Annotated in this window: 30 protein-coding genes; 1 reads left to right on the forward strand and 29 read right to left on the reverse strand. The window is 72.6% G+C overall.

Annotated elements, in window-relative coordinates; all coding sequences use genetic code 11:
• Window positions 1-56 precede the first annotated feature (56 nt).
• The 11 genes from AB0B94_RS14960 to hisD form a co-directional block, all read right to left on the reverse strand.
• Window positions 57-1,052, reverse strand: a complete 996-nt coding sequence (locus tag AB0B94_RS14960) for an NADP-dependent oxidoreductase (protein ID WP_357277916.1) — start codon at window positions 1,050-1,052, stop codon at window positions 57-59.
• A gap of 46 nt (window positions 1,053-1,098) precedes the next feature.
• Entirely contained in the window at window positions 1,099-1,530 is a 432-nt protein-coding gene (locus AB0B94_RS14965; RefSeq protein WP_112668570.1) for an organic hydroperoxide resistance protein, read from the reverse strand.
• A 5-nt stretch (window positions 1,531-1,535) separates the two neighbouring features.
• Window positions 1,536-1,982, reverse strand: a complete 447-nt coding sequence (locus AB0B94_RS14970) for a MarR family transcriptional regulator (RefSeq protein ID WP_357277921.1) — start codon at window positions 1,980-1,982, stop codon at window positions 1,536-1,538.
• A gap of 80 nt (window positions 1,983-2,062) precedes the next feature.
• Window positions 2,063-2,452: a RidA family protein gene (locus AB0B94_RS14975; RefSeq protein ID WP_357277926.1), complete on the reverse strand. Its 390-nt coding sequence runs from the start codon at window positions 2,450-2,452 to the stop codon at window positions 2,063-2,065.
• The gene (gene priA, locus AB0B94_RS14980; protein WP_357277931.1) at window positions 2,449-3,174 is read right to left on the reverse strand and encodes a bifunctional 1-(5-phosphoribosyl)-5-((5-phosphoribosylamino)methylideneamino)imidazole-4-carboxamide isomerase/phosphoribosylanthranilate isomerase PriA; all 726 of its coding nucleotides are present in this window, start codon (window positions 3,172-3,174) and stop codon (window positions 2,449-2,451) included. Before priA ends, AB0B94_RS14975 begins: the two co-directional genes overlap by 4 nt.
• 14 nt (window positions 3,175-3,188) lie before the next feature.
• Window positions 3,189-3,512 (reverse strand): hypothetical protein, encoded by a 324-nt coding sequence (locus tag AB0B94_RS14985; protein ID WP_238667366.1) that lies wholly within the window; start codon window positions 3,510-3,512, stop codon window positions 3,189-3,191.
• Window positions 3,513-3,548: 36 nt separating this feature from the next.
• Window positions 3,549-4,181: an imidazole glycerol phosphate synthase subunit HisH gene (gene hisH / locus AB0B94_RS14990; protein WP_238667367.1), complete on the reverse strand. Its 633-nt coding sequence runs from the start codon at window positions 4,179-4,181 to the stop codon at window positions 3,549-3,551.
• Between the two features lie 13 nt (window positions 4,182-4,194).
• Window positions 4,195-4,365, reverse strand: a complete 171-nt coding sequence (locus tag AB0B94_RS14995; RefSeq protein ID WP_167362522.1) for a hypothetical protein — start codon at window positions 4,363-4,365, stop codon at window positions 4,195-4,197.
• Window positions 4,366-4,423: 58 nt separating this feature from the next.
• Window positions 4,424-5,035 carry an imidazoleglycerol-phosphate dehydratase HisB gene (hisB, locus tag AB0B94_RS15000; RefSeq protein WP_030334475.1) on the reverse strand — a complete coding sequence of 204 codons (612 nt, stop codon included), beginning with the start codon at window positions 5,033-5,035 and terminating at the stop codon, window positions 4,424-4,426.
• Entirely contained in the window at window positions 5,032-6,105 is a 1,074-nt protein-coding gene (locus tag AB0B94_RS15005) for a histidinol-phosphate transaminase (protein WP_357277940.1), read from the reverse strand. Before AB0B94_RS15005 ends, hisB begins: the two co-directional genes overlap by 4 nt.
• Before the next feature lie 67 nt (window positions 6,106-6,172).
• Window positions 6,173-7,495 (reverse strand): histidinol dehydrogenase, encoded by a 1,323-nt coding sequence (hisD, locus tag AB0B94_RS15010; RefSeq protein WP_357277943.1) that lies wholly within the window; start codon window positions 7,493-7,495, stop codon window positions 6,173-6,175.
• A gap of 106 nt (window positions 7,496-7,601) precedes the next feature.
• Between hisD and AB0B94_RS15015 the strand changes: the two genes are divergently transcribed.
• The gene (locus tag AB0B94_RS15015; protein ID WP_357277947.1) at window positions 7,602-8,309 is read left to right on the forward strand and encodes an LON peptidase substrate-binding domain-containing protein; all 708 of its coding nucleotides are present in this window, start codon (window positions 7,602-7,604) and stop codon (window positions 8,307-8,309) included.
• Here AB0B94_RS15015 and AB0B94_RS15020 read toward each other — a convergent pair.
• The 18 genes from AB0B94_RS15020 to AB0B94_RS15105 form a co-directional block, all read right to left on the reverse strand.
• The gene (locus AB0B94_RS15020; protein WP_357277952.1) at window positions 8,224-9,054 is read right to left on the reverse strand and encodes a DUF2567 domain-containing protein; all 831 of its coding nucleotides are present in this window, start codon (window positions 9,052-9,054) and stop codon (window positions 8,224-8,226) included. The genes AB0B94_RS15015 and AB0B94_RS15020 overlap by 86 nt on opposite strands.
• Window positions 9,055-9,110: 56 nt before the next feature.
• Window positions 9,111-10,811, reverse strand: a complete 1,701-nt coding sequence (locus AB0B94_RS15025) for an AAA family ATPase (protein WP_357277955.1) — start codon at window positions 10,809-10,811, stop codon at window positions 9,111-9,113.
• Between the two features lie 74 nt (window positions 10,812-10,885).
• A complete protein-coding gene (locus tag AB0B94_RS15030; protein ID WP_357277961.1) occupies window positions 10,886-11,917 on the reverse strand; it encodes a hypothetical protein in 1,032 nt (343 codons plus the stop codon).
• A 42-nt stretch (window positions 11,918-11,959) separates the two neighbouring features.
• Window positions 11,960-12,904: an RluA family pseudouridine synthase gene (locus tag AB0B94_RS15035; protein WP_357277965.1), complete on the reverse strand. Its 945-nt coding sequence runs from the start codon at window positions 12,902-12,904 to the stop codon at window positions 11,960-11,962.
• Window positions 12,901-13,518: a signal peptidase II gene (gene lspA, locus AB0B94_RS15040; protein WP_357277970.1), complete on the reverse strand. Its 618-nt coding sequence runs from the start codon at window positions 13,516-13,518 to the stop codon at window positions 12,901-12,903. Before lspA ends, AB0B94_RS15035 begins: the two co-directional genes overlap by 4 nt.
• A 64-nt stretch (window positions 13,519-13,582) precedes the next feature.
• Window positions 13,583-14,002 carry a TraR/DksA C4-type zinc finger protein gene (locus AB0B94_RS15045; RefSeq protein WP_124854350.1) on the reverse strand — a complete coding sequence of 140 codons (420 nt, stop codon included), beginning with the start codon at window positions 14,000-14,002 and terminating at the stop codon, window positions 13,583-13,585.
• A 225-nt stretch (window positions 14,003-14,227) separates the two neighbouring features.
• Window positions 14,228-15,727 (reverse strand): potassium/proton antiporter, encoded by a 1,500-nt coding sequence (locus tag AB0B94_RS15050; protein WP_357277977.1) that lies wholly within the window; start codon window positions 15,725-15,727, stop codon window positions 14,228-14,230.
• Between the two features lie 22 nt (window positions 15,728-15,749).
• Window positions 15,750-16,055 carry a DUF167 domain-containing protein gene (locus AB0B94_RS15055; RefSeq protein ID WP_238667376.1) on the reverse strand — a complete coding sequence of 102 codons (306 nt, stop codon included), beginning with the start codon at window positions 16,053-16,055 and terminating at the stop codon, window positions 15,750-15,752.
• A gap of 10 nt (window positions 16,056-16,065) precedes the next feature.
• A complete protein-coding gene (locus AB0B94_RS15060; protein WP_357277984.1) occupies window positions 16,066-16,803 on the reverse strand; it encodes a hypothetical protein in 738 nt (245 codons plus the stop codon).
• Window positions 16,804-16,883: 80 nt separating this feature from the next.
• Complete coding sequence (locus tag AB0B94_RS15065) at window positions 16,884-17,693, reverse strand: DivIVA domain-containing protein (protein ID WP_036411965.1); 810 nt, start codon at window positions 17,691-17,693, stop codon at window positions 16,884-16,886.
• Window positions 17,694-17,737: 44 nt separating this feature from the next.
• The gene (locus AB0B94_RS15070) at window positions 17,738-18,043 is read right to left on the reverse strand and encodes a YggT family protein (RefSeq protein ID WP_238667379.1); all 306 of its coding nucleotides are present in this window, start codon (window positions 18,041-18,043) and stop codon (window positions 17,738-17,740) included.
• A 30-nt stretch (window positions 18,044-18,073) separates the two neighbouring features.
• Window positions 18,074-18,766, reverse strand: a complete 693-nt coding sequence (sepF, locus tag AB0B94_RS15075) for a cell division protein SepF (RefSeq protein WP_238667380.1) — start codon at window positions 18,764-18,766, stop codon at window positions 18,074-18,076.
• Window positions 18,767-18,959: 193 nt separating this feature from the next.
• Window positions 18,960-19,703 carry a YggS family pyridoxal phosphate-dependent enzyme gene (locus AB0B94_RS15080; RefSeq protein WP_357277997.1) on the reverse strand — a complete coding sequence of 248 codons (744 nt, stop codon included), beginning with the start codon at window positions 19,701-19,703 and terminating at the stop codon, window positions 18,960-18,962.
• A 9-nt stretch (window positions 19,704-19,712) separates the two neighbouring features.
• The gene (gene ftsZ, locus AB0B94_RS15085) at window positions 19,713-20,828 is read right to left on the reverse strand and encodes a cell division protein FtsZ (RefSeq protein ID WP_357278005.1); all 1,116 of its coding nucleotides are present in this window, start codon (window positions 20,826-20,828) and stop codon (window positions 19,713-19,715) included.
• A 245-nt stretch (window positions 20,829-21,073) separates the two neighbouring features.
• Entirely contained in the window at window positions 21,074-21,892 is an 819-nt protein-coding gene (locus AB0B94_RS15090) for an FtsQ-type POTRA domain-containing protein (RefSeq protein WP_357278010.1), read from the reverse strand.
• Window positions 21,889-23,454, reverse strand: coding sequence for a UDP-N-acetylmuramate--L-alanine ligase (gene murC, locus AB0B94_RS15095; RefSeq protein WP_357278018.1), 1,566 nt, complete (start codon window positions 23,452-23,454; stop codon window positions 21,889-21,891). Before murC ends, AB0B94_RS15090 begins: the two co-directional genes overlap by 4 nt.
• Window positions 23,451-24,557, reverse strand: a complete 1,107-nt coding sequence (gene murG, locus AB0B94_RS15100; protein WP_328652834.1) for an undecaprenyldiphospho-muramoylpentapeptide beta-N-acetylglucosaminyltransferase — start codon at window positions 24,555-24,557, stop codon at window positions 23,451-23,453. Before murG ends, murC begins: the two co-directional genes overlap by 4 nt.
• Window positions 24,557-26,011: a putative peptidoglycan glycosyltransferase FtsW gene (locus AB0B94_RS15105; protein ID WP_357278470.1), complete on the reverse strand. Its 1,455-nt coding sequence runs from the start codon at window positions 26,009-26,011 to the stop codon at window positions 24,557-24,559. Before AB0B94_RS15105 ends, murG begins: the two co-directional genes overlap by 1 nt.
• Window positions 26,012-26,096: the final 85 nt, after the last annotated feature.

A 26,096-nucleotide genomic window follows, 5' to 3' on the forward strand; every position in this document is an offset into this window, starting at 1 on the left:
CGCACGCGGCACGGCGGTCGACCCGATCGGGTCGACCGCCGTGAGAGAGGTCCGCGTCACACGCGGACGAGCATCTTGCCGAGGTTGTCGCCGCGCAGCAGGCCGAGGAACGCGGCCGGGGCGTTCTCGATGCCGTCCACGATCGTCTCGTCGTAGGACAGCGTGCCGTCGCGCAGCCAGCCCGCCACGTCGCGCACGAACGCCGCCCGCATGTCGTTGTGGTCGTTGACCAGGAAGCCGCGCAGTGTGAGCCGCTTGCCGATGACCAGCGCCAGGTTGCGCGGGGCGGCCGGCGCCTCGGTGGCGTTGTACTGCGAGATCATGCCGCAGATGGCGGCCCGCCCGTGCAGGTTCATGGCGGAGATCGCGGCCTCCAGGTGGTCACCGCCGACGTTGTCGAAGTAGACGTCGATGCCGTCCGGGGCGGCCGCCCGCAGCGACTCGCGGATGCCGTCGTGGTAGTCGAAGGCGGCGTCGAAGCCCAGCGCCCGCAGCCGCTCGACCTTGGCCGGCGAGCCGGCGCTGCCGATCACCCGGCCGGCGCCCTTGAGCTTGGCGATCTGGCCGACCAGGCTGCCCACCGCGCCGGCCGCGGCGGAGACGAAGACCGTCTCGCCGGGCTTCATCGCGGCCACCTCCAGCAGCCCGGCGTACGCTGTCAACCCGGTCATGCCGAGCACGCTCAGGTACGCGCTGACCGGGGCGATGTTCGGGTCGACGGGTCGGGCCGCGGTGGCGTCGAGCAGCGTGTACTCCCGCCAGCCCAGCCCGTGCAGGACGGTGGTCCCCACGGCGATGTCCGCCGCCTCGCTGGCCACCACCGCACCGATCGCGGCACCGTCGAGCGGCGCGTCGAGCGCGAACGGCGGCACGTACGACTTGACGTCGTTCATCCGTCCGCGCATGTACGGGTCGACGGACATGTACTGGTTGCGGACCACGATCTGGCCCGGTCCGGGCGTCGGGACCTCGGTCTCGACGAGCCGGAAGGTGTCTTCGGTGGGCCAACCCTGGGGGCGGCTGGCCAGGTGGATCTCGCGGTTTCTGGTCACGGGGTGGTCGTCCTCTCGTCCGCGGATGGGGCCTGGGGCCGCGAGGTCACGCGGACAGGGTCTCGCGGACGGTCAGTGTGACGTCGACGTTGCCACGGGTGGCGTTGGAGTACGGGCAGACCTGGTGGGCCTGCTCGACGATCTGCTCGGCGACCTCGCGGGGCGCGGCGGGCAGGTCGACGACGAGCTGCACGGTGAGCCCGAAGCCGCCGCTGCCGTTCGGGCCGATGCCCACCTCGGCGCCGACCACGGAACCGGTCACGTCGGCCTTGGCCCGGCGGGCCACCAGCCGCAGCGCGCTGTGGAAGCAGGCCGCGTAACCGGCGGCGAAGAGCTGCTCGGGGTTGGCCGCGCCACCGGCGCCGCCCATCTCCTTCGGCACGGCCAGGTCGAGTGCGAAGGTGCCGTCGGAGGTTTCGACGTGGCCGTCCCGGCCGTCGCCGGTGGCGGTCGCGGACGCGGTGTAGACAACCTGCATGGTGGTCACTGCTCCTTCTGTCGGTGGATGGTGTCGGTGACCCGGGTGAGGGTGTCGCGCAGCGCGACGAGCTCGCCGAAGCCCAGCCCGGTGGCCTGCGCGATCCGCAGCGGGACGTCGCAGACGCGCTCGCGCAGCGCCCGGCCCTGCTCGGTGAGGCCCACCTCGACCCGCCGCTCGTCGCGGGCCGACCGCCGCCGCACCACCAGGCCCGCCCCCTCCAGCCGCTTGAGCAGCGGGGAGAGCGTGCCGGAGTCCAGCCGCAGCTCGGTGCCCAGCTCGGACACCGTGGGGGCGTCGTCGGGACGCTCCCAGAGCACCAGCAGCACCAGGTACTGCGGGTAGGTCAACCCGACCTCGTCGAGGATCGGCCGGTAGACGTCGGTCAGTGCGCGCGACGCGGCGTAGAGCGCGAAGCACACCTGCCGGCGCAGCACCAGGTCATCGGTCACCGCTGAACCGTAGCCCACAATTAAATTGTGCACAACCTATCGGGCCGCGGAGCGGCCCGGCAGGACGCCCGGGCGGTACCTCAGCGATCGCCGAGGTACGCCTCCAACTCCACCTCGACCAGGTGCTCCGGGTCCAGCAGACCGGCCACCACCACCAGGGTGGCGGCCGGCCGGACCGCACCGAAGACCGCGTTGTGCGCCCGGCCCACCTCGTCGGCGTGCAACCGGTCCGTCACGTACATCCTGGTCCGGACCACATCGCCCGGCTCCGCACCCACCTCGGCGAGCGCGGCCAGCCCGATCCGCAGCGCCTGCGCGGTCTGCGCTGCCGGATCACCCACGTGCGCCACCCGGCCGTCCACAGTCGCCGTGCACCCGGCCGTCCAGGCCCACTCACCGGCCCGGACCACCCGGGAGTACCCGTAGCGCTGCTCCCACGGGCCGCCCGACCCCAGTCGGGTCGTCGTCACGCCTCGGCCAGCGTCCGCAGCGCCTCGGCCACAGTGAAGGCACCCGCGTAGAGCGCCTTGCCGGCGATCACGCCCTCCACCCCGGCCGCCTCCAGGGTCGCCAACGCCCGCAGGTCGTCCAGGGTGGACACCCCACCCGAGGCGATCACCGGCCGGTCCGTACGGGCACACACCTCACGCAGCAGATCCAGGTTCGGCCCACGCATCGTGCCGTCCTTGGTGATGTCGGTGACCACGTACCGACTCGCGCCCGCCTTGTCCAGCCGCTCCAGCACCTCGTACAGGTCACCACCATCGCGGGTCCAACCCCGCGCCGACAGGGTGTGACCCCGCACGTCCAGCCCGATGGCCACCCGGTCGCCGTACTCCGCTACCACCCGGTCACACCAGACCGGATCCTCCAGGGCGGCGGTCCCGATGTTCACCCGAGCCGCACCGGTGCCCAGCGCCGCACGCAGCGACTCGTCATCACGGATGCCCCCGGAGAGCTCCACCTTCACATCCAACTGGCGCACCACCTCCGCGAGCAGGTGCGCGTTCGTGCCCCGACCGAACGCCGCGTCCAGGTCGACCAGGTGGATCCACTCCGCGCCGTCCTGCTGCCAGGCCAGCGCCGCGTCCAACGGGTCGCCGTAGATGCTCTCGCTTCCGACGGCGCCCTGCACGAGCCGGACGGCCCGGCCGTCAGCGACATCCACGGCGGGTAACAGGGTGAGGCTCAAGGTCTTCTCCTCGATCAGGTACGACGGTCCAGGGCGATCACCACGATCGCCGGCAGTACGAGCAGCAAGAGCACGATCAGCGCGATACGCAACGCCAGGTTGTCGACAAACGTCCAGATCAGGAGCAGCGCCGCGCCGGTGAGCAGCACGATCGCGGCCCGCTCACCCCGAGTGTGCCGGGCCAGCCGCCCGGAGCGACCCCGCCGCAGCCGCGGCGTCAAACTGCGGACCACCGCGCGGCGGCGTTGCCGGCGGGCCACCTGCCGCTGCCGGACCGCCCGCTCCCGGGCCTGCTCCGCCTCCCGCTCCGCCCGTCGGCGGGCGCGCTCCCGGCTCACCGCGACGCCCGCCGCTCGGGCACCGCGCGACGGCGCTCAGTCACCGCTGGGCAGCGTGGCGAGCCAGTTGCGCAGCAGCGCGGCACCGGTGTCGGCGGACTTCTCCGGGTGGAACTGGGCCGCCGACAACGAGCCCCGCTCCACCGCCGCGACGAAATCCGTGTCGTGATGGGCGGTGGTCACAGTGGCACCGGCAGCCACCAGCGCCGCCGGGTCTCCCATCGCGTACGAGTGGACGAAGTAGAACCGGCTCTGCTCGGTCAACCCGGCGAACAGCACCGACTCCCGCGGAGCCCGGACCGTGTTCCAGCCCATGTGCGGCAACCGGGTGGCGGCCAGCCGGGTCACCCCGCCAGGAAGCAGCCCCAGCCCCTTGGTCACCACGCCGTGCTCGTCGCCGTGCTCGAAAAGCACCTGCATGCCCACGCAGATGCCGAGCACCGGCCGGCCGGCAGCCACCCGTTCGGCGATCACCGGGCCGGCGCCCAGCGCCTCGATCCCCGCCATGCACGCCGCGTACGCGCCCACACCCGGCACCACCAGACCATCGGCGGCAGCCGCCGCGGCCAGGTCGTCGGTCACCCGGACGTCCGCTCCGGCGGCGGCCAGCGCCCGCTCCGCCGAGCGCAGGTTGCCCGAGCCGTAGTCGAGCACCACCACGTCACTCATGTCGTCACCCCGATCACCCGTTCTCCGGCAGCAGCCGCAGCACCCCGGCGACGGTGGCGAGCACCGCGAGCGCCGCGGTGATCAGCACGGCGGCCTTCGGCGCGCCCTGCCGGTAGAGCGACCAGGTGCCGCCCACCAGCACCCCGGCCAGAATCAGCAGCAACGTCGGCAACGCGGCACCCATCAGAGCCACCTTCCATTCGTGACTGCGGGGCTCGGCCGCGCTGCACTCCTCGCGCTCATCAGAGCGCGCCCTTCGTGCTCGGGATCGCTCCGGCGGAACGCGGATCGATCGAGGTGGCCTCGCGCAACGCGCGGGAGACCGCCTTGAACTGCGCCTCCACCACGTGGTGCGCGTCCGGGTGACCACCGGGCCGGGCCGCCCGCAGCACGTCGACGTGCAGCGTGACCCGGGCCGCCTGACCGAAGGACTCCCAGATGTGCCGGGTCATGCTGGTCGCGTACACCGGCCCGATGTACGGGGCGAGCACCGGCTCGTCGTGCACCACGTACGGCCGACCGGACAGGTCCACCGCGGCCCGGACCAGCACCTCGTCCATCGGCACGGTCGCCGAACCGTACCGCCGGATGCCGGCCTTGTCGCCCAACGCCTGGTCGAACGCCGCACCCAGGGCCAGCGCGGTGTCCTCGATCGTGTGGTGCGCGTCGATCTCCAGGTCACCCACCGTGCGCACGGTCAGGTCGAAGCCGCCGTGCCGGGCGATCTGGTGCAGCATGTGGTCGTAGAAACCGACGCCGGTGCTGATCTCGGCGGCACCGGTGCCGTCGAGATCGATCTCGACGAGGACCTTGGTCTCCTTGGTGATCCGTTCCACCCGGGCGGTCCGACTCATTGCGAAGTCTCCATTGCAGAAAGGAAGGCGTCGGTCTCGGCGGCGGTGCCGGCGGTCACCCGCAGCCAGCCGGGCAGGCCGACGTCACGGACCAGCACCCCCTGCGCCAGCAGGGCGTTCCAGACGATGGTCTGGTCGCCGCCCACCTCGAAGAGCACGAAGTTGGCGTCGCTGTCAGCGACCCGCAACCCCCGCTCGCGCAGCGTCGCCACGATCCGGTCCCGCTGCGCCATGATCGCGCTCACCGTACCGAGAAGGGCGTCGCGGTGAGCCACCGCCGCGCGTGCGGCGGCCTGGGTGAGCGCGGAGAGATGGTACGGCAAACGGACGAGCTGCACCGCCCGCACCACCGCCGGGTCGGCGGCCAGGTAACCCAGCCGACCACCGGCGAAGCCGAAAGCCTTGCTCATCGTCCGGGTGACCACCAGCCGTGGGTGGCCGGGCAGCACCGCCAGGGCGCTGACCGTCCCGGGCCTGGCGAACTCGGCGTACGCCTCGTCGACGACCACCATGCCGGGCGCGACGTCGAGCACCGCGGCGATCACCGCCGGGTCCAGTGCGGTGCCGGTGGGGTTGTTCGGCGAGCAGAGGAAGACCACGTCCGGCTGGTGCTCGCGGACCTGGGCCACCGCCTCTTCGGCGGTCAACCCGAAGTCGACGCCGCGCGCGGCGGGCACCCACCGGGTGCCGGTGCCGAGGGCCAGCAGCGGGTGCATCGAGTACGCCGGAACGAAGCCGAGCGCGGTACGCCCCGGCCCACCGAACGCCTGGAGTAGCTGCTGCTGGATCTCGTTGGAGCCGTTGGCCGCCCACACCTCATCGACAGTGAGCCCGTGCCCGAGATATTCGGCCAGGTCGGCGCGGAGCGCCACCGCGTCGCGGTCCGGGTAGCGGTTCAGCTCACGCAGCTCGGCCGCGAGCGCCTTGCCGATCGCCTCGACCACCGGGTCCGGCACCGGGTGGGAATTCTCGTTGGTGTTGAGCCGCACCGGCACGTCCAACTGCGGCGCCCCGTACGGCGACAGCCCCCGCAGGTCGGCCCGGATCGGCAGCTCTTCCAGGCTGGTCACGCCGCCACCCCGTTTCGCGAGACCCCGGCCGGAGGCACCGGACGCCCACGCCGGCTGGTGCGCGCGCTCACGCCGACCCTCCCGGGAAACGGGCCTGGACCGCCTGGCCGTGCGCGGGCAGGTCCTCCACGTTGGCCAGGGTGACCACGTGCGGGGCCACGTCGCGCAGCGCGGCCTCGCTGTATTCGATCAGGTGCACGCCGCGCAGGAAGGACTGCACGGACAGGCCGGAGGAGTGCCGGGCGCAGCCGCCGGTGGGCAACACGTGGTTGGAGCCGGCGCAGTAGTCACCGAGCGACACCGGCGACCAGGCGCCCACGAAGATCGCCCCGGCGTTGCGGACCCGCAGCGCCCACTCCCGGGCGTCCACCGTCTGGATCTCCAGGTGCTCGGCCGCGTACGCGTCGACCACCCGCAGCCCCGCCTCGAGGTCGTCGACCAGGACCACGCCGCTCTGCTCACCGGTCAGCGCCGTGGTGACCCGTTCGGTGTGCTTGGTCGCCGGCACCTGCCGGGCCAACTCCGCCTCGACCGCCTCGACCAACGCCACCGACGGGGTGACCAGCACGCTCGCCGCGAGCGGGTCGTGCTCGGCCTGACTGATCAGGTCGGCGGCCACGTGCGCCGGGTCGGCGGTGTCGTCGGCCAGGATGGCGATCTCGGTCGGCCCGGCCTCGGCGTCGATGCCGACCACGCCGCGCAGCAGCCGCTTGGCGGCGGTCACCCAGATGTTGCCCGGGCCGGTGATCAGGTCGACGGGGTCGCATCGCAGCTCACCCGCCGGGTCCACCGCCGCGCCGTACGCCAGCATCGCCACCGCCTGGGCCCCGCCCACCGCGTACACCTCGTCGACGCCGAGCAGCGCGCACGCGGCGAGCACCCGGGGATCGGGCAGGCCGCCGTTGTCCTTCTGCGGCGGGCTGACCACCACCAGCGAGCGCACCCCGGCCGCCTGGGCGGGCACCACGTTCATCACCACGGTCGACGGGTACATCGCCAGGCCACCGGGCACGTAGAGGCCGACCCGGTCGACCGGCAGCCATCGCTCGGTGACAGTGCCGCCGGGCACCACAGTCGTGGTGTGGTCGGTGCGCCGCTGATCATCGTGCACCCGACGGGCCCGGGCGATGGACTCCAGCAGCGCGGCACGCACCGCCGGGTCGAGCACCCCCTCCGCCTCGGTGATCGCCTCGACCGGCACCCGCAGCACCTCCGGGGAGATGCCGTCGAACCGAGCGCTGGCCTCCCGGATCGCTGGGTACCCATGCTCACGGACCGCCTCCACCAGGGGCCGGATGCGCTCGACGGCGACGGACACGTCGAGCTGGGCACGGGGCAGCAGGCGGCGCGGGTCACCGAGACCGTCGCGCAGGTCGATCCGATTCAGCACCCTTGCGAGTCTAGGCGGCCGGCCCGACGTCCACCCGAGCCGCCCGTCCGCCGGGACGGTGAGCCGGGCCACGCCCCCGGGGGCGGGATTGGTTAGGCTCGACCATGTGACCGCACGGCTGCCGGTTTTCCCGCTCGCAACGGTGCTCTTTCCCGGGTTGGTGCTGCCGCTGCACATCTTCGAGGAGCGCTACCGGGCGCTGGTCCGGCACCTGGTCGGCCTGCCCGACGGTGCCCCACGCGAGTTCGGCGTGGTGGCCATCCAGGCCGGCTGGGAAGTCGCGCCCGCCGGTCCCGCCGGCGCCCCGGCCGGATCGAGCGTCGGCGAGGTGACGCTGCACGAGGTGGGCTGCACCGCCGAGCTGCGCCAGGTGACCGAGTTGACCGACGGTGGTTTCGACATCGTCACTGTCGGGCGGCGTCGATTCCGGATCGCCGACATCGACGACAGCGCCGAGCCCTACCTGACCGCCGACGTCGAGTGGCTGCCCGACCCGGGCGGCCCGGACGAGGTGGCCGATCTGCTGGCCGCCCGGGTGATCGCTGTGTTCCGGCAGTACCTCGGCCTGATCCGCTCCGACCCGGAGGAGATCTCCGAGCAGTTGCCGGAGGACCCGACAGTGCTCTCGCACCTGGTGGCGGCGACCGCGGCGCTCACCGTCGACGACCGGCAACGGCTGCTGGCGATCGACGACACCGCCTCCCGGCTCCGCGCCGAGCTGCGGTTGCTCAACCGCGAGGCGGCTCTGCTGCGTCAGGTGCGGGCGGTTCCGGTGCCGCTGTCGGAGCTGGCGTCCCCGCCGACACCCAACTGAACTCCCCCGGCTCGGGCTCCGGGCGCAGCCCCGGCCACCGCGACCAACCGGCCAGCAGTGTGTACATGACAGCGGCCCCGAACGCCGGCAGCAGCAGGTTGCCGTGCGGCACCGGCAGCACGCCGAGCAGCCAGTCCACCCCACCCGCCCGCAGGTCGGCGGGTTTGCTGAAGGCCTGCCCGACCGGGGCGGTCGCCAGCAGCCGGTCGAAGGTGGCCAGGCCGATCCGCCGTCCCACCTGCCAGGCCACCGGCGCGGCGACCAGGGTGCCGAGCACCGCGGCGAGCAACCCGACCGGGCCGCGCCGTCGACGCAGCACGAACCACAGGGCGAACGCCACGAGCAGCCCGAAGGCGAGCCCGAGCAGGCTGAACCAGCCGTCGGCGGCGATCGGCTGCTCCGGTTGCGGCTCGGCGTAGATCGCCCCCTCGGCGGTCTTGAGCACCGGGGTGTCCGGCGCGAGCGCGGCCCAGAGCAGCCCGAGCGGAACACCCGACACGGCCAGCGCGAGCACGGTGCCCAGCACCGTCGCCAGGGCACGCAACGGGCGACGCGGCTCGTCGAACCGAAGCTCCAACAAGCTCTGGTACGCCGCCGAGTCCGGCAGGCGGCCCGGACCGAACCCGCCGGGCGTCGTCGCGGCCGGCGGGTCGACCTCCGGCGGTCTCGCGTCCGGCGTACCGGGCGGCGCGGATTGGTCGGGCTCGTCGACGGGCCGCTCACGGTCGGGGTTGTCCGGGCTCACCCGATGATCCTCTCAGGCCCGGTGCGCGGCCGGGGCTCCGGTGGCGGCAGACCAGCTCACCGGGCGAACGGCTCCACCATCATCGCCGCGGCCCGCAGCCACGCCTGCCGGGTCTCCGGTTGGAGCTGGTGGTACTCGATGGACGACCCGGTCTCCAGAGCCGGGTCGTACGGCACGACGGCCACGCCCCGGGTACGCGTGGCGAAGTGCCGCTCCAGGTCGTCCTGGAGCGTCGAGCGACCGGGGGTCGGGCAGGAGATGAGGGTGATCGCGTTGTCCGCCAACTCGCCCATGCCCTCCTCGTGCAGCAGGTCGAGCATCCAGTCCGCGCTGAACGCCGCGTCCTCCCGGGGCACAGTGGTCACCACCAGTTGGTCGGCGGCCTGCATCACAGTGCGCCAGTTGGGGCTCTCCACGTTGTTGCCGGTGTCCACGCAGACCACGTCGTGGGTGCGCCGCAGCAGCTCCAGCACCCGTCGGACGGTGAACTGGTCCAGTCGCTGGGCGAAGCGTGGGCTCTCCTCGCCGGCCAGCACGTCGTACGAGCCGTCGGAGGCGTGCCGCAGGTAGTCGTCAAGGCGGTCCAGCAGGGTCGCGTCTTCCAGGATCTCGATCTGGGCCAGGTCGCTGATCAGGTGCCGGATCGTCCGGGCGTGCCGGGCGCTGCCGGCGCGCAGGCCGAGGGTGCCGCGCAGCTCGTTGTCGTCCCAGGCCAGCACGCCCTTGCCACGGACGCTGCCGACCGTCGCCGCGGCGAGCACTGTGGCGGTCGTCTTGTGCACCCCGCCCTTGGGGTTGGCGAAGGCGAACACCCGGGGCGTGCCCAGGTCCCGTTGGAGCACCCCGTTGGCGCGCTCCTGCTCCTGGTCGACGGCCGGTGGGCGCCATTCGATCCGGGGCGGGTAGGCGCGTTCGGCGACCGCCGAGCCGACCGCCGGGGCGGGTGGTGGCGGAACGGGCGGCGTGACCGGCACGGCGACCGGCGGCACGGGCGGCGGGGCGACCGGCGGTGGCGGGGCGGCCGGGTAGCCGGTCTCCGGCTGGTAGCCGGTCTCCAGCAGGGCGTACCGCGACTCCACCGGCGGGTCGCCCGGCCGGTAGCCGTTGTCCAGCAACGCGTAGCGCGACGGGACCGGGTCGGGGCCGCGTGCCGGTGGCTCGGGCTCGGCCCGGTAGGTCGGCTCGGCCCGGTAGTCGGGCTCGGCCCGATAACCCGGCTCGGCCCGATAACCCGGGTCCGCCCGGTAGTCGGGCTCGGCCCGGTAGCCGGGCGTGGCGGGGTAGTCCGGTTCGGCCCGGTAGCCCGGTTCGGCGCGGTAGCCCGGCTCGGCCCGGTAACCGGGCTCGGCGCGGTAGTCCGGCTGCCCGGTCCGGTACGCCGGCTCGGCTCGATAGTCCGGCTCGGCCCGATAACCCGGCTCGGTGCGGTACGCGGGCTCGGCCCGGTAGTCCGGCTCGGCCCGGTACGCGGGGTCGACCCGGTAGGTCGCCTCAGCCCGGTAACCAGGCTCCGCGCCGTACGACAGGTCGGCCGGATGCCCGATGGCGGGTGCCCGCCCGGCGTAGCCGTTGGGGGCCGCACGTCGTGGCAGCGGGTCCGGCGGCGGTTCCTCGCCGCGCCGCTCCGGCTCGGTCTGCTCCGCGCCGCGACCGCCCAGCCGGGCACGGTCCAACAGCGCGCGCCACCGCGGCGCTGGTTCGGCCGGCCGGCCCCAGCCGGTCTCACTGCCCTCCACGGCCCGCCCTCCCAGCGCCATCGATCTCTGTCTGACAGGCTACGAACCCAACCCTATTCGGACCACACCTCAGAGCGCACACCAGCCGGCGCAGATCACGACGACGGCGATGGCGGCAACGGCTCGGTGAGGGCGGCGTCCGGCGAGGTGGTGACGCTCGGCGGCGCCGACTCGGCGGGCTCCGGCGTCGACGGTTCGGGTGACGGAATCGTCACGACTGGTGCGGGTTCCGACGATTCGCCCACGGGGGTCGACGGCGCCGGTGCGCTGATCATCGGCGCTGGCGGCTCGGACCGGGTCGGTACCGGGCTCGGCCCGGTGTCGGCCGGCGGGCGCACCACGTCGCGCTGCTCGGGCAGGGGCGGCGTGAAGACCGTCCGGTCCAGCCGGTACACCTCGGGGGCCGGGTCGACCGCCCGTACATCCGGCCGGGCCGCGACACCGCGCAGCGCCACCGGCGTCGCGCGAACCACCGCCGCGTAGACGCAGGCGCAGCCGGTGCGGTACGCGACCGCCTCGGCGGCGGCCACCTCGGCGCCGCTGGCGTACTGCTCCCGCAACTCCCGCTCGCCCACCCCGTCGCCGTCCACAGCGGCGGCCCTGGCCCGGTAGTCGGCGGCCTCGGCCTCCTTGCGGGCCGCCACCTGTTCCATCCCGGCCACCACGTCGTCCGGCACCCGCAGCGCGGGGATCTTGACGATCTCGGTCTGCCGGCCGGGCAGCGGAACCCGCCCGAAGACCGTCGAGACGCCGACGTCGCCGAGCACCGTCGCCAGCCGCTGCGGAGGCAGGTACGTGTCGAGCGTGACCAGCGCGTACGTCCCGCCCTCGGCGGCCGGGGCGGACGCGGGCAGCGCGGCCAGGTCGGCCGCGGCGGACCGCAGGTAGCCGGGGACGGAGTCGCCGTCGGCAACGCCGACCCGGGTCACCTCGCCGACCGTCCGGTCGCCGACCGGAGTGTCGTCGACGGCCCAGACGGCGGTGCCCAACACCGCCGCCGCGGAGAGCACCGCGGCCCAACTGAGCACGCCGGAGCGCGCCGACCGGTCGCCGAGGCGGGCCACGGTCCGGGTCAGCGGCGGCAGCAACCGCTGGTCCAGCTGCCGCAGCAGGTTGCCGGCGCGCACGGGCGGGATCCCCTCTGTGGAACGGTGTCGGGCGGTCGCCGCTCAGTCACGCAGGATCTGAAGCGCACGGTCCAGGTCGTCAGGGTAGTCGCTGACGAACCGGACCTCGTCCCCCGTTCGGGGGTGCAAAAAGCTCAGTTCGCGGGCGTGCAGCCACTGTCGGGCCAGGCCGAGACGGGCCGAGAGGGTGGGATCCGCGCCGTAGGTGAGGTCACCCACACAGGGGTGTCGCAGGGTGGAGAAGTGCACCCGGATCTGGTGGGTCCGGCCGGTCTCCAGCCGGACGTCGACCAGGCTCGCCGCCGGGAACGCCTCGAGGGTGTCGTAGTGGGTGATGCTCGGCTTGCCGCCGGACACCACCGCCCAGCGGTAGTCGTGGGTGGGGTGCCTGTCGATCGGCGCGTCGACGGTGCCCCGCAGCGGGTCCAGGTGACCCTGCACCACCGCGTGGTAGCCCTTGTCGACCTCGCGGTACTTGAAGGCCCGCTTCAACGCCGTGTACGCCTGCTCGCTCTTGGCCACCACCATGATCCCGGTGGTGCCCACGTCGAGCCGGTGCACCACGCCCTGGCGTTCGGCGGCGCCGCTGGTGGAGATGCGGTGCCCGATCGCGGCGAGCGCGCCGATCACCGTCGGCCCGGTCCACCCGGGGCTCGGGTGCGCGGCCACCCCGACCGGCTTGTCGACCACGACGATGTCGTCGTCGGCGTAGACGACCCGCAGGCCGGGCACCGCCTGCGGCACCACTGTCGGCGGTGCGACAGGGGCGGGCAGCGTGACGTCCAGCCAGGAGCCGGCCTTGACCTTGTGCGAGTTGGCCCGGGCGGAGCCGTCGACCAGCGCGTCCCCGGCGTCGACCAGGGCCGCGGCGGCGGTGCGGGACAGCCCGAACAGGCGGGACACGGCCTGGTCCAGGCGCATGCCGTCGAGGCCGTCCGGAACCGGAAGGGAACGGTGGTCGCCGCCAGCGGCGAATGCCGAGGTCATGCCCGCTCCCGCTGCTCGGCGCCCGACGCGGCGGAGTCCGTCGTGGCCGGGTCGCCGTCGCGCCCCGCCCGCCGGCCGTCACGCTGGCGGCCGGTCAACTCCAACAGGACGGCCAGCAGCACGCCACAGACCAGTGAACTGTCGGCAAGGTTGAACACCGGCCAGACCTGACCGTACGGGTCGAAGAGGCTGATCATGTCGACGACGTGCCCGTGGAACGGGGACGGCGCCCGGAAGATCCGGTCGACGAGGTTGCCCAACGCGCCACCGAGAACCAGGCCGAGCGAGACCGCCCAGGGCAGCGAGCGCAGCCGCAGTGCCATCCAGACGATCCAACCGACCACACCGATGGTGATCAGTGGGAAGACCCAGGTGTGGTCCGCGCCGATGCTCCAGGCCGCACCGCTGTTGCGGGTCAGGCTCAGGTAGACGAACCCACCGAGCAGCCGGACCGGCTCCCGGTCGGTCAGCGCGGCGAGCGCGAGGTGCTTGGTGACCAGGTCGGCCAGCAGGGCCACCAGGGCGACTCCGGCGAGAATCGCGACTGCCCGGGGCCGGCGGGTGCCGCCGCCCGGATCGGTGCGGCCGGGTTCGGCGGACGGTACTGCGGTCATGCGCTCCCCATCGACAGTCTTGGCGGTGATCGCTCACCGTCTCATCGCCGCCGGGGAACGGACCTCAGCGCCGCTCCTCCAGCTGCTTGCACGTCACACACAGGGTGGCCGACGGGAAGGCGGCGAGGCGCTCGACCGGGATCGGGTTGCCGCACCGCTCGCACCAGCCGTAACCACCCTCGTCGAGACGCTCCAGAGCGCGCTCCACCTGCGTGATCCGTTCCAGAATGCTGTTGGCGAGAGAGATCTCCTGCTCCCGCTCGAGCGTCTTGGTGCCCGTGTCGGCCTGGTCGTCCCCGGCCGAGTCGGTCAGCCGATCGCGCTGCAGCTCGGTGATCTCACTCAGCGTCTGATCGTACTCGGCACGAAGCTCGTCCCGCCGCGCCGCCAGCGCCGCCCGGATCTTCTCGGTCTCCGCCGTGCTACGGGTGGCCTTCGCCGCCGGCTTGCGCCCGGCGGTCCTGGTGTCGGATGGCTTCGCCATGGGTCGCTCCCTCGGCCGGGGAACCGCGCGGTCCGCGGCGCCTGGACAGGGGGCGCCGACCAGGGCGTCCCCTATGTACGAAAAGGGGCGCACGGCGACGATGGCCGCGCACTCCGGAGGTTGGCAAGAATACGGAACGTACAGGCGTCCGACAACGTGCCGCACCGTCGCACCGTCTAACAGCCCCTAGCCCTGCCTAACTGGGGCAAAGGGAACGCTAGCAGATCAATTGGGCACCTCATCCCCGTACTCACCAAACCATCGGGCCAGACGACCCCGCCGGCTGACCGCCCGCAACCGCCGTTCCGCCGCGTCCCGCACCCCCGCGGTCGCCACGATCAGCAGACTGTCGCCGGTCTTCAACCGGGTGTCGGGTGCGGGCACGAAACCCACGCCGTCGCGCAGCACAAGGGTCACCGACGCGCCCAACGGAAGGCGCAGCTCGTCGACGTGCACGCCGGCCAGTCGTGAGCCCGGTGGCACCTCCACCTGGAGCAGGTCCGCCCGCATTCGCTCCAGCGGCGCGGTCTCCACGTGGATCTCGGCGGCCTCGGCCGGCGCGGTCACCCGCAACCGGCGGGCGAACGGCCCCAGCGTCCCGGTCTGCACCAGCGTGAAGATCACCACCAGCACGAAGACCACGTCGAAGAGGCGCTCCGCGCCGGGCACCCGCTCGGACAGCGGAATGGTGGCCAGCACGATCGGCACCGCACCGCGCAGCCCCGCCCAGGACAGGAACGCCTGTTCTCGAAGCCCGACCCGGAACGGCACCGCCGAGACAGCCACCGACAGCGGCCGGGCCAGGAGCACCAGAGCCAGCCCGGCGACCACCGCGGGCAGTACCGCCGCGTCCAGCCGGCCCGGCGAGACCAGCAACCCGAGCAGCACGAACAACCCGATCTGGGCGAGCCAGGCCAGCCCGTCCGCGAAACCGAGAATCGCCTGCCGGTGCGACAGGCGGGCATTGCCCAGCAACACCCCTGCCACATAGACGGCGAGGAAGCCCGAGGCGTGCAGAACAGCCCCCGCGGCGTACGCCAGCACTGTGATGCCCACCGCGGCGATCGGGTAGAGCCCGGCCGAGGGCAGCGCGGCCCGGCGCAGCGCCCAGGTGCCGGCGACGCCGGCGGCCACCCCCACCGCCGCACCGACGCCCAGCTCGTAACAGACCAGCGCGACCTCGTACCACCACGGATGCGCGAAACCCCTGTGGGACAGCAGCACCACCAGCAGCACCACCGGGGCGTCGTTCATCCCCGACTCGGCCTCCAGTGTCGCCACCAGCCGGGGCGGCAACCGCAGCCGGCGCAGGGTGGCGAAGACGGCCGCCGCGTCGGTGGACGAGAGCACAGCGCCGTAGAGCAGCGCCATCCGCCAGTCCAGCCCCAGCAGCAGGTGCACCGCCACGCCGACCACCGCGATGCTGACGATCACGCCGACAGTGGAGAGCGCGGAGGCCAGCCCGAGCACCGGGCGCAGCGTGGTCCACCGGGCGGTGAGCCCGCCCTCCGCGATGATCACGATCAGCGCGCAGAAGCCGAGGGTCCGGGTCAGCTCGACATCGTCGAAACGGATGCCCAACCCGTTCTCGCCGATCGCCACACCGAGAGCCAGGTAGACCAGGAGGCTGGGCACGCCGAGCCTGGTGGAGAATCGCACCGCGCCGACAGCGACCAACAGCACTGCCGCACCGAGCAGCAGCGCGATATCCAACCCGGGCGTCACGGCTGCCTTGCCTGGGCTGTCCTCACTCGACGGATCCGTCGCGCAGACGGCGCAGCACCTCGGGCAGCTCCGGGCCGGGCCGGTCGACGAGGAAGAGCTTGTCCCGACTGGCCGCGCCGGCACGCAGTGACACGACGGCAGGTCGGACGCCCAACGCGCCGGCCAACGCCCGCCGGGCGGCCTCGGTGGCCCGACCGTCGACGGCCGGGTCGTGGACCGCGATCACGAGCGCGGGCCCGTGCGGGCCGTCGAAGCGGCCACCCACCCGGTCCCGCGAGGCGCCGGGCTTCACCCGTACCGCCACGGTGAGCGTGTCCTGTGCGGGCACCGGCGCCGCTTCAGATCGGCCGGGCGTCGGCGAGGAGAGCGGTCGCCGGCGCGCAGTGCGCGCACGGGGTGAAGCCGAGGTCCACGGCCTCGGCGACCGGCAACGTCTCGGGCTGCCAGCCGATCAGGTGGGGGCAGCCGTCCAGGTGGTAACGGGGGCGGCCGTCGACGACCTCGACGGCGTCGAGCAGTCGGGCCACCCGGGCCGCCTCGGCGGCCGTGATCTGCTGGGCGGCCGGCTCGTCGACAGCCGCGACCGCGGGGTCGAACACGTCGTCCATCGGCGACGCCGGGCTGACCGGCCGGGCCCGCGCGGGCGCCTCGTCCGCCGCACCCACCAACGGCGACGCGTCATCGACGTGCGACGCGTCGACCGGCGACATCTCATCGACCGGCGGCGCATGGTCGACCGGCGGCTCGGGTGGTTGCCGCCACCCGGTGCCGCCGGTACCAAACGTCGTGGGCACGTGCTGGACCGGCACCTCCGGCTCGACCAGCGGCGGCCCGTACGCGACACCCGGTGTGGCCTGGCTGGCCGTGCGGGGCGCGTCGGGGTGCCGCCGGTCGGTCCGGCCGGGATCCGCCATGGCGCGGTTGGCGGCTGCCTGGCGGGCGCCCACCACCAACGCCACGGCGGCCAGCAGACTGGCCGCGATGGAGATGACCAACAAGAAGCTGGAGCCACCGGCCAGGCCGAGCACCAGTAGCGCCACCGCGACGAGGATGAGCAGAAGACTTGCGACTATCACGGCTCACCCCCGCCGCGTCGAACCGTCCAGGCCAGGCCGGCGACCGTCACCATTGGCGGACAGCGATCGCCGGCCGGTGCTCAGCGTCCGGCTTCGAGGGCGCCGGAGCGCCCGCCGCCGCCATACGAACCAGCGAGACCCGCTGCGGCCAGCCCGTTGCCGCCAGCGACCCGGCCGGCTTCGGAGCGGGTCATCTCGGCCTCGAGGCCCTGGCCACGACCGTCGAGGTCACGCAGCTGGCTCTCCAGGTACGCCTTGAGCCGGGTGCGGTACTCGCGCTCGAACTGCTTGAGCTCCTCGATGTGCTTCTGCAGCGCCGTGCGCTTGGCGTCCAGGCCGCCCATGGCCTCCTGGTGCCGCTGGCGGGCGTCCCGCTCAAGGGCGTCAGCCTTGGCGCGCGCCTCCCGGGTCACCTCCTCGGCCTTGCTGCGAGCCTCGGACAGCAGCTGGTCGGCCTCGCGGCGAGCGTCGGACACGTGGTCGTCGGCGGTGCGCTGGGCCATCATCAGCACGCGCAGGGCCTGCTGCTCACCGTCACCGGTGACGCCGCCGGCCGGGCCGCCGGTCGCGCGGACCTGCTCCAGCTCGGCCTGCATCGCGCGGGCAGCCTGCTCGGCCGCCGACTTGTCGCGCTGCACCCGGTCCAGTTGGGCCTTGACATCGTTGAGCTCCGCCGCCAGTCGGGCGTCGCCGCCGGGGCCGGCGGGGGCACCGCCACGGCCGCCGCGCTCCACCTGGGCGCGCAGCTCGTTGTTCTCCTCGATGAGACGGGCGAGCTCGCGCTCGACCTCGTCAAGGAAGGCGTCGACCTCCTCCTCGTCATACCCCCGTTTGCCGATCGGCGGCTTTTTGAAGGCGACGTTGTGGACGTCGGCCGGGGTCAGCGGCATCGAAACTCCTCGGGTCAGTTGCGGCCGCGAAAGCGCGTCGGTCATCAGGCAGATGCCCTGATCGACGGCCCTAACACGAACTCCATCAGCACGAACAGGATAACCAGGAGCACAAGGGAGGCCAGGTCGATGCTCACGGTACCAATTCGCAGCGGAGGGATCACACGCCTCAACGTGTTGAGAGGGGGATCAGTGACGCTCCACACGGATTCCAATCCTGCCGATGCTCCACGCCCCGGTTGCCAGCGACGGCCGTACTGCAGGACGGCGCTCAACACGAACCGGGACAGAAGAAGGAGCAGGAAGACATAAAGGATCAGGTACAACACTTGCAGTAAGATCGACAACACGGTCAGCGACGTCCCTCGGGTCGGGCGGGATCAACTCAGACTGAAAAAGCCGCCCTCAGCGATCTTGGCTTTGTCCTCAGCGGTGACCTGGACGTTAGCCGGTGAGAGCAGGAACACCCGATTGGTCACGCGCTCGATCGTACCGCGCAGGCCGAACGCCAGTCCGGCGGCGAAGTCCACCAGACGGCGGGCATCGGCCTCATCCATCTCGGTGAGATTGATGATCACCGGGACGCCGTCGCGGAAGTGCTCACCGATGGTGCGCGCCTCCCGGTAGGTGGTGGGGTGCAGCGTGGTGATCTGGTAACGCTGCTCCTCCTCGGGCAGAGCCCGCTCGCGCGACGTGACCTGCGGCGCGAGGGCCAGGTTGTCCCGCGTGTGGTAGGTCAGCGCACCGGAGGTCTCGCCCGCCGACGACCGGGTGATCGACCGGACACTGGACCGCTCGATCCGCTCCGGCCGCTCACCGTCACCACGCTCGGACTCGCTCAACCGCCCGCTCGACCGCTCGGAGAGTCGACCCCGCCCGCTGTCGCGCGGCCGGGGAGCCGGCGGCTCCTCGGCGTCGTCCTCGTCGTCGTCGGCGAACTCCTCGGCGTACCGGCTCTGCCGGTAACGCGAGTCGCGGTAGCCACCCTTGTCGTAGCCACCGTCGTCGTAGGCCCGCTCGTCGTCTTCTTCGACCAGACCGAGCCAGACCCCCGCCTTGCGCAGTGCACCCATCCCGCGCCCTTCCGTCCGCCGTGCGGCACGCGCCCCCGTGCCATGTCGCCCGTCGCGAGTGGACAACCATGCCCACCGGACCGGAACGGCAATCCCCCCGGCGCGCGATTCGCGTCGCGCGCCACGACCCCCGACTAAGGAGACGCCCGCCCCTGAAACAACACTGATGTAATTTGCTTGTCTCGCGGTCAGGCTACCGCAGCGTGGGACGCATTCCGAGCAACGCGCTACCGACGCGGACATGTGTCGCGCCGTAACGGATCGCGATTTCGAAATCTCCGCTCATACCGGCGGACAGCGCGGTAGCTCCCGGATGGACAGCCCGAAACGCGTCGGCGACCTCCGCGAGCCGGGCGAACGCCCGCTCCGGCTCCCACCCCAGCGGAGCGACCGCCATGAGACCGACCAGACGCAACCCCGGCGCGTCGGCCACCGCCTCGGCCACCGGCTCCAGACCGACCGCCGGATCCGCCGAACCGGGCAGTGCACCACCCCGCGCGGCGTCGCCGTCGATGCTCACCTGGACCAGAGCGTCGAGCGGCTCCTGCCGGTCGGCAGTCGCACTGGCCAACGCCCGGGCCAGCCGGACACTGTCGACGGAGTGCACCACGTCGGCGTAGCGGACCACCGAGCGGGCCTTGTTGCGCTGCAACTGGCCGATGAAGTGCCAGCGGGGACGCACCCCGGCGGCAGCCACCTCGGCGGCCTTGCCGGCTGCCTCCTGGTCGCGGTTCTCCCCCATGTCGGTCACCCCGAGCCCGGCCAGCGCCAACACGTCGCTGGCCGGGTAGGTCTTCGTCACCGCGATCATGGTCACCTCGGCTCGATCCCGGCCGGCCTGCGCGCAGGCGTCGTCGACCCGGGAGCGAACCTGGGCCAGACCGGCCGCGAGTTCGGCGTGCCGATCTGGACGTACCGTGGCTGAGCTGTCGGTCATCGGCGGTGCTCAGGACCCGTTCTTGAGGAAGTCGGGAACGTCCACGTCGTCGAAGAGCACGCGACGCGGCGACTGGGCCGGAGCCGGGTTGGCGGCCGGCGTCGGCGCCGGGGTGCTCTGCGGTGCCGGCTGGTTGGTGTTGGTCTTGCGGGTCGGCTCGGCCGCCTTGTACGCGGGCGTGCCACCGTCGAAGCCCGCCGCGATGACAGTCACCCGCACCTCGTCACCGAGCGCGTCGTCGATGACCGCGCCGAAGATGATGTTGGCGTCCGGGTGGGCCGCGTCGGTGACCAGCTGGGCGGCGTCATTGATCTCGAACAGGCCCAGGTCGGAGCCGCCGGCGATGGAGAGCAGCACCCCCCGCGCGCCGTCCATGCTCTGCTCCAGCAGCGGGCTGGAGATGGCCGCCTCGGCCGCCTCGACCGCGCGGTTCTCGCCGCGGGCGCTGCCGATGCCCATCAACGCGCTGCCGGCGCCGCTCATCACGCTCTTGACGTCGGCGAAGTCCAGGTTGATCAGACCCGGGGTGGTGATCAGGTCGGTGATGCCCTGCACACCCGAGAGCAGCACCTGGTCGGCCGTGCGGAACGCGTCCATCATGCTGATGTTGCGGTCACCCAGGGCCAGCAGCCTGTCGTTCGGGATGACGATCAGCGTGTCGCACTGGTTGCGAAGCTCGTCTATCCCCGTCTCGGCCTGCACCTGGCGGCGCTTGCCCTCGAAGGAGAACGGCCGGGTCACCACGCCGATGGTCAGCGCGCCGAGCTTGCGGGCGATGTTGGCCACCACCGGCGCGCCGCCGGTGCCGGTGCCGCCGCCCTCTCCGCAGGTCACGAAGACCATGTCGGCGCCCTTGAGCACCTCCTCGATCTCGTCGCGGTGGTCCTCGGCGGCGTTCTTCCCGACGTCCGGGTTGGCCCCGGCCCCCAGGCCACGGGTCAGCTCCCGACCGACGTCGAGCTTGACGTCGGCGTCGCTCATCAGCAGCGCCTGCGCATCGGTGTTGATCGCGATGAACTCGACGCCCTTGAGCCCAACCTCGATCATCCGGTTGACGGCGTTGACGCCGCCACCCCCGATGCCGACGACCTTGATGACCGCCAGGTAGTTGTGCGGAGGTGTCATCTCCGGTCCTTTCCTTCGAGATTGGCTTCGGCCGACCGGTTACGGCGTGGCCAGACCAGCGGCCGACGACAGCTGTCACCAACGAGGATCAGGGGTAAACCCTAACCCTCTACTAGAGGCTTACAGTTATGTCAACCACTGAAGCTCTTCGAGGCAACGTAAGCGCCACCGCGCTATGAGCCAAGGACCCGGGCGGCGTGTCGCCGCGCGGAGCGCCACGGGTCACGTCCGCGCACGCTCACCGGTCAACGAAAGGTCACCACATCCGGTGCGCTCACGTCGATCCGGTCGGTGTCCTCGTCGAGCAGCGCGGTGGCCACCCGAGCCTTGTCCGTACCCCGGGTCGCGTCGCCCCAGACCACCGTCCGCTCGCCGCGCAACCGCAGGCTGATCCGGGCCAGCCCCGCCACGTTCACGTCCACCAGCTCCGCGCGCAGCTGCGGCGTCAGCGCGACGAGCACCTCCAGCCCGGCCCGGGTGCCCGGGTCGTCGGCGGCCGGCCGGGCCACCGTCACCTGTGGCAGGTCGGCGGGGCGTCGCTCCACGGTCCGGAACGCCACGCCGCTCCGGTCGATCAGGGCGAACGCCTCGCCCTGCGGCACCACCGCCACCGCGGTCCGCTCGGTCACCCGCACCACCAGCGCGCCGGGCCAGTCCCGGGAGACAGTGGCCCGCTCCACCGCCGGCAGCGCGCCGACCCGACGGGCGGCGGCGGTCAGGTCCACCCGGGCCAGCGGCACGCCGTCCGGCACCCCGACCGCGTCGTGCACCTGCACCGGAGTGACCAGGTCGGCGCCCTCCACGCGCACCTCCCGCACACCGAACAGCCCGGTACCGAGCACCGTCCAGGCGAGCAGCCCGGCGAGAGCGAACACCCCGGCGGTCACCGCCCACGGCAGCGCCGCACGCATGCGACGCTGCCGGGCACGGGCCATGAACCGGCGGGTCGAGGGCGGTACCGCGTCGCGGCCCGCCCGGACCAACTGCCACCGCCGGGCCGGACCGCGGCGCGGGGCGCCGCCGTCGGCGGCGCTGGTGCGCCCTCGGGCCGGGCCGGGACTCATCCGGCCGTGGGCGCCGAGCCGCCGGGCACGGCGGTGCCACCGAGAGCCGCGCCGTCGCCGCCGGACGTCGTCCCACCCGGCACCGGATCACCGATCGCCGGGGTGGTGGCCACCGGGTCGACGGTCGCGGTCGGTGCCGAACCGGCCGTACGCTCACCCAGGGCGGCCAGCAGCTCGTCGCCCATCAGCGAGATCGGCGGGGCGCCCATGGTGACCACCACGTCCCCGGAGCGGGCGCGACGGGCCACCTCGACCGGGGCCTGCTCCCACGACTCCACGAACACCTTGCGGTCGGCGGGCAGATCCACAGCCGCGATCAACGCCGCCGAGCCCTCGCCGGGCTGACGCAACTCACCGGGCCCGAAGACCTCCAGGAGCACCACCTCGTCGGCGATGGCCAGCGCCTCGGCGATCTCCGCCTGGTTGTCGCGGGTGCGGTACAGCCGGTACGGCTGGAAGACGACGATCAGCCGGCCGTCCCCGGCGACCTCGCGCAACGTCTGCATGGCCAGTGTCATCGAGGTCGGGTGGTAGGCGTACTCGTCGTAGATCAGCACACCGTCCGCGACGCCCTTGCGCTCGAAGCGCCGTCGCACCCCGGGAAAGACCGCCAGCGCGGCCTCCGCCGCCTCCAGCGGCAGTTCCAGCAGGTACGCGGCGAGCACCGCGGCGGCGCTGTTCAGCCCCATGTGCCGCCCCGGCACCGGCAGCCGGAACTCGCCCAGCGACCGGCCGTCGATCGCGGCCAGGTAGCGCACCCCCCGCGCGGAGGAGACCATCTCGGTCAACCGCAGGTCGGCGTCGGCGGCCTCGCCGTAGGTGAAGACCCGTCGCCCCTCGGCCCGCAGGCTCTCGGCCAACCGCCGGCCACCCGGGTCGTCCGCGCAGGTGATGATGAACCCGTCCGGGTCGGTGAGGCGGGCGAACTCCACGAACGCCGCCTCCAGCGTCGCGTAGTCGCCGTAGGTGTTCAGGTGGTCCGCCTCGACGTTCGTGATGATCGAGACGTACGGGCGGTAGATGAGGAACGAGCGGTCGCTCTCGTCCGCCTCGACCACGAAGTGCTCGCCGGTGCCGTGGTGGGCGCCCGAACCGACCTCGGAGATCTCTCCACCGATCACGAAGGACGGGTCCACTCCGGCCTGCTGGAGCACCATCGTCACCATCGAGGTGGTGGTCGTCTTGCCGTGCGTGCCGGCGACTGCCACCGCCCGACGGCCGGTCATCGCCGCGGCGAGAGCCTCCGAGCGGTGCAATACCCGCAGCCCGCGCCGACGCGCCTCGACCAACTCCAGGTGGTCCTGGGGAATGGCCGACGAGTAGACGACGGTGTCCACGCCGTCGAGGTTGCTCACCTCGTGGCTGAGGTGGATGGTGCCGCCGAGCGCCCGCAGGCCGGCCAGCGAGGGCCACTCCCGCAGGTCGCTGCCGGAGACCCGGATACCGCGGGTGAGCAGCAGCCGGGCCACGCCGAGCATGCCCACCCCACCCACCCCGATCAGGTGGACGGCGCCCAGGTCCTCGGCGGTGAGCGTGCCGGCCGGGGTGAACTGCGCCGTCATCGGGCCACCGCCGCCAGCACGAAGGAACGCAGCGCCTCGTCGCCGTCGCGCCGGCCGTACGACCCGGCGGCGGCACCCATGTTGTAGAGCCGCTGTGGGTCACGGATGAGGGGGATGACAGTGCGCTCCAGCCAGTCCGGGGTGAGCTCCGCGTCGTCGACCAGCAGCCCACCGCCGGCCTCCACCACGGGCAGCGCGTTGCGCCGCTGCTCCTGGTTGCTGTGCGGGTACGGGACGTAGATGGTGGGCAACCCGATCGCGGCCACCTCGGCGACGGTCATCGCCCCGCCCCGGGCCAGCATCAGGTCGGCGGCGGCGTAGCCCAGCTCCATCTCGGACAGGTACGGCAGCGTCACGTACGGCACCGGCAGGTCGGTGGGGATCGGCACCGGCTCGTTGCGGGCGCCCATCACGTGCAGCACCTGCACGCCGTTGCGGGCCAACTCCTTCGCCGCCCCGGAGACCGCCAGGTTGATCGAGCGGGCGCCGGACGAGCCGCCGGACACGAAGAGCACCGGCAGGTCCGGGCGGAGCCCGAAGTGGGCGCGGGCGGCGTTACGCAGCGCGTACCGGTCCAGACCGGCGATGCTGCGGCGCAGCGGCACACCGACGACTGTGGCGTCCCGCAGCGACTCGGCCTGGCTCGGCTGGTTCGGGAAGCCGACGGCAACGTTCTTGGTGAACTTCATGCCCAGCTTGTTGGCCACGCCCGGTGGCACGTTCACCTCGTGGATCACCATGGGCAGTTCGCGGCGCCACGCGGCCAGGTAGGCCGGCACCGAGACGTACCCGCCGAAGCCGACGACCACGTCGGCGCGCACCTCGTCGATCACCTTGCCCGCGGCGCGCGCCGCGGTCCACATCCGGCCCGGGGTGCGGACCAGGTTCATGTTGACCGACCGGGGCAGCTGGTACGCCGGGATCTGCCGCAGGTCGTAGCCCTGCGGCGGGATCAGGTCGTTCTCCATGCCCCGTGGTGTGCCGAGGCAGGTGATCCGGACGCCCGGGTCGTGTCGGCGCAGGCAGTCGGCGAAGGCGAGCAGCGGGTAGACGTGCCCCCCGGTGCCACCTCCCGCGAGCACCACCGAACGCAGCGGACCCATCAGCGTCTCCTCTCGCTCGCCGTACCACCGCGGCTCCGGTCCTGTCGGACACCGCGCGGCGCGGCCTGATCGTCATGGCGCCGCTCGCGGGACCGGGGTACGGACCCTCGGCCAGCGGGCGGCGTCGCCGGTCGGCGACGCCGGCCGGGAAGCGGCGGCAACGGGGCCCAGAGTAGTCGGACCCACCGGGCCGGCGGACGGGCATGCAGTGCTCTGGCCGCATCGGGTTCGGCGCGGGCGAAGGACGCCAGCATGCCGATGCCGGCCAACGTCACCACCAGGGCACTTCCGCCGTCGGAGATGAACGGCAACGGCAGACCGGTGATCGGCAGCAGCCCCACCACCCCACCGATGTTGATCACGGCCTGGCTGACCAGCCAGGTGGTGACGGCGGTGGCGGCGAGCCGACGGAACGGGTCGTCGACCCGCCGGGCGATCCGGAAACCGGTGTACGCGAGGACCGCGAAGAGGCTGAGCACCACGACGCAGCCGATCACGCCCAGCTCCTCGGCGATGATCGCGAAGATGAAGTCGTTGTGCGCCTCGGGGAGCCAGTCCCACTTCAGGCTGCCCTTGCCCAGCCCGACACCGAACCAGCCGCCGTGCTCGATGGCCAGCCGCCCCTGGTAGAACTGCAGGCAGCCGTCGAGTTTGCAGGTCTCCGGGTCCGGTGGATTGAAGAACATGTCCAGCCGGGCGAAGCGGTAGTTGTCCTCGCCGCGCTCGCCGGAGCCGGCGCCCAGCGAGGCCACCGCTACCAGCAGGCCGATCCCGACCAGCCCGGCCGCCGCCAGGGCGCCGAAGACCCTTATCCGCACCCCGGCGGCCCAGAGCAGGCCCACGATCAGGGCCAGCAGGCAGAGCATCGTGCCGGTGTCGTTGTAGCCGACCAGGACGAAGAGCAGGCCGACCACCGGGAAGAGCGGGGTGGCCAGTTCGCGCCACCACCCGAGCGCGGCGCCCTTGCGGGCGACGATGTGCGCACCCCAGAGCACCATCGCGAACTTGGCCAGCTCGGATGGCTGAAGCTGGATCCCGCCGACGAAGAGCCAGTTCAGCCGCGCCTCGATCGGGCCGATCTGCCCTGATTTCTGGTTCGTCAGTCGGGCGTAGGCGACCAGCAGGTTGAGCACCACCAGCAGGACGACCGAGGTGAACAGCAGCGGGCGGCCCAGCGACCGGTAGGTGCTGGCCGGCAGGCGCTGGCAGACCCAGAACGCGCCGATGCCGATCACCGCGAAGATGGCCTGCTTGGTCACCGAGGCCGAGGCGTTGCCGTCTTCGGCGTAGTCCTTCACGCTGGTGGCCGAGAAGACCATTGTCAGCCCGATCAACAGCAGCAGGCCGGAACAGGACAGCAGCAGGTAGTAGGAGGTCAGCGGCCGGTCCAGCAGGCCGCGCAGCGCGGCGAGCCCGCCGGCCGCGTCGATACCGCGCAACGGTGCAGTCGCCACCGCCTCCGGCTCGCGTCCCGCCGGCCCGGCCTCCCGCGCCGGCGGCCCGGGTTCGCGGGCCCCCGCGCCGGGCTCCGGGCCGCGC

The sequence above is a fragment of the Micromonospora sp. NPDC048986 genome, assembly GCF_040649335.1.
In the GTDB taxonomy this organism is placed as follows: Bacteria; Actinomycetota; Actinomycetes; order Mycobacteriales; family Micromonosporaceae; genus Micromonospora; species Micromonospora alfalfae.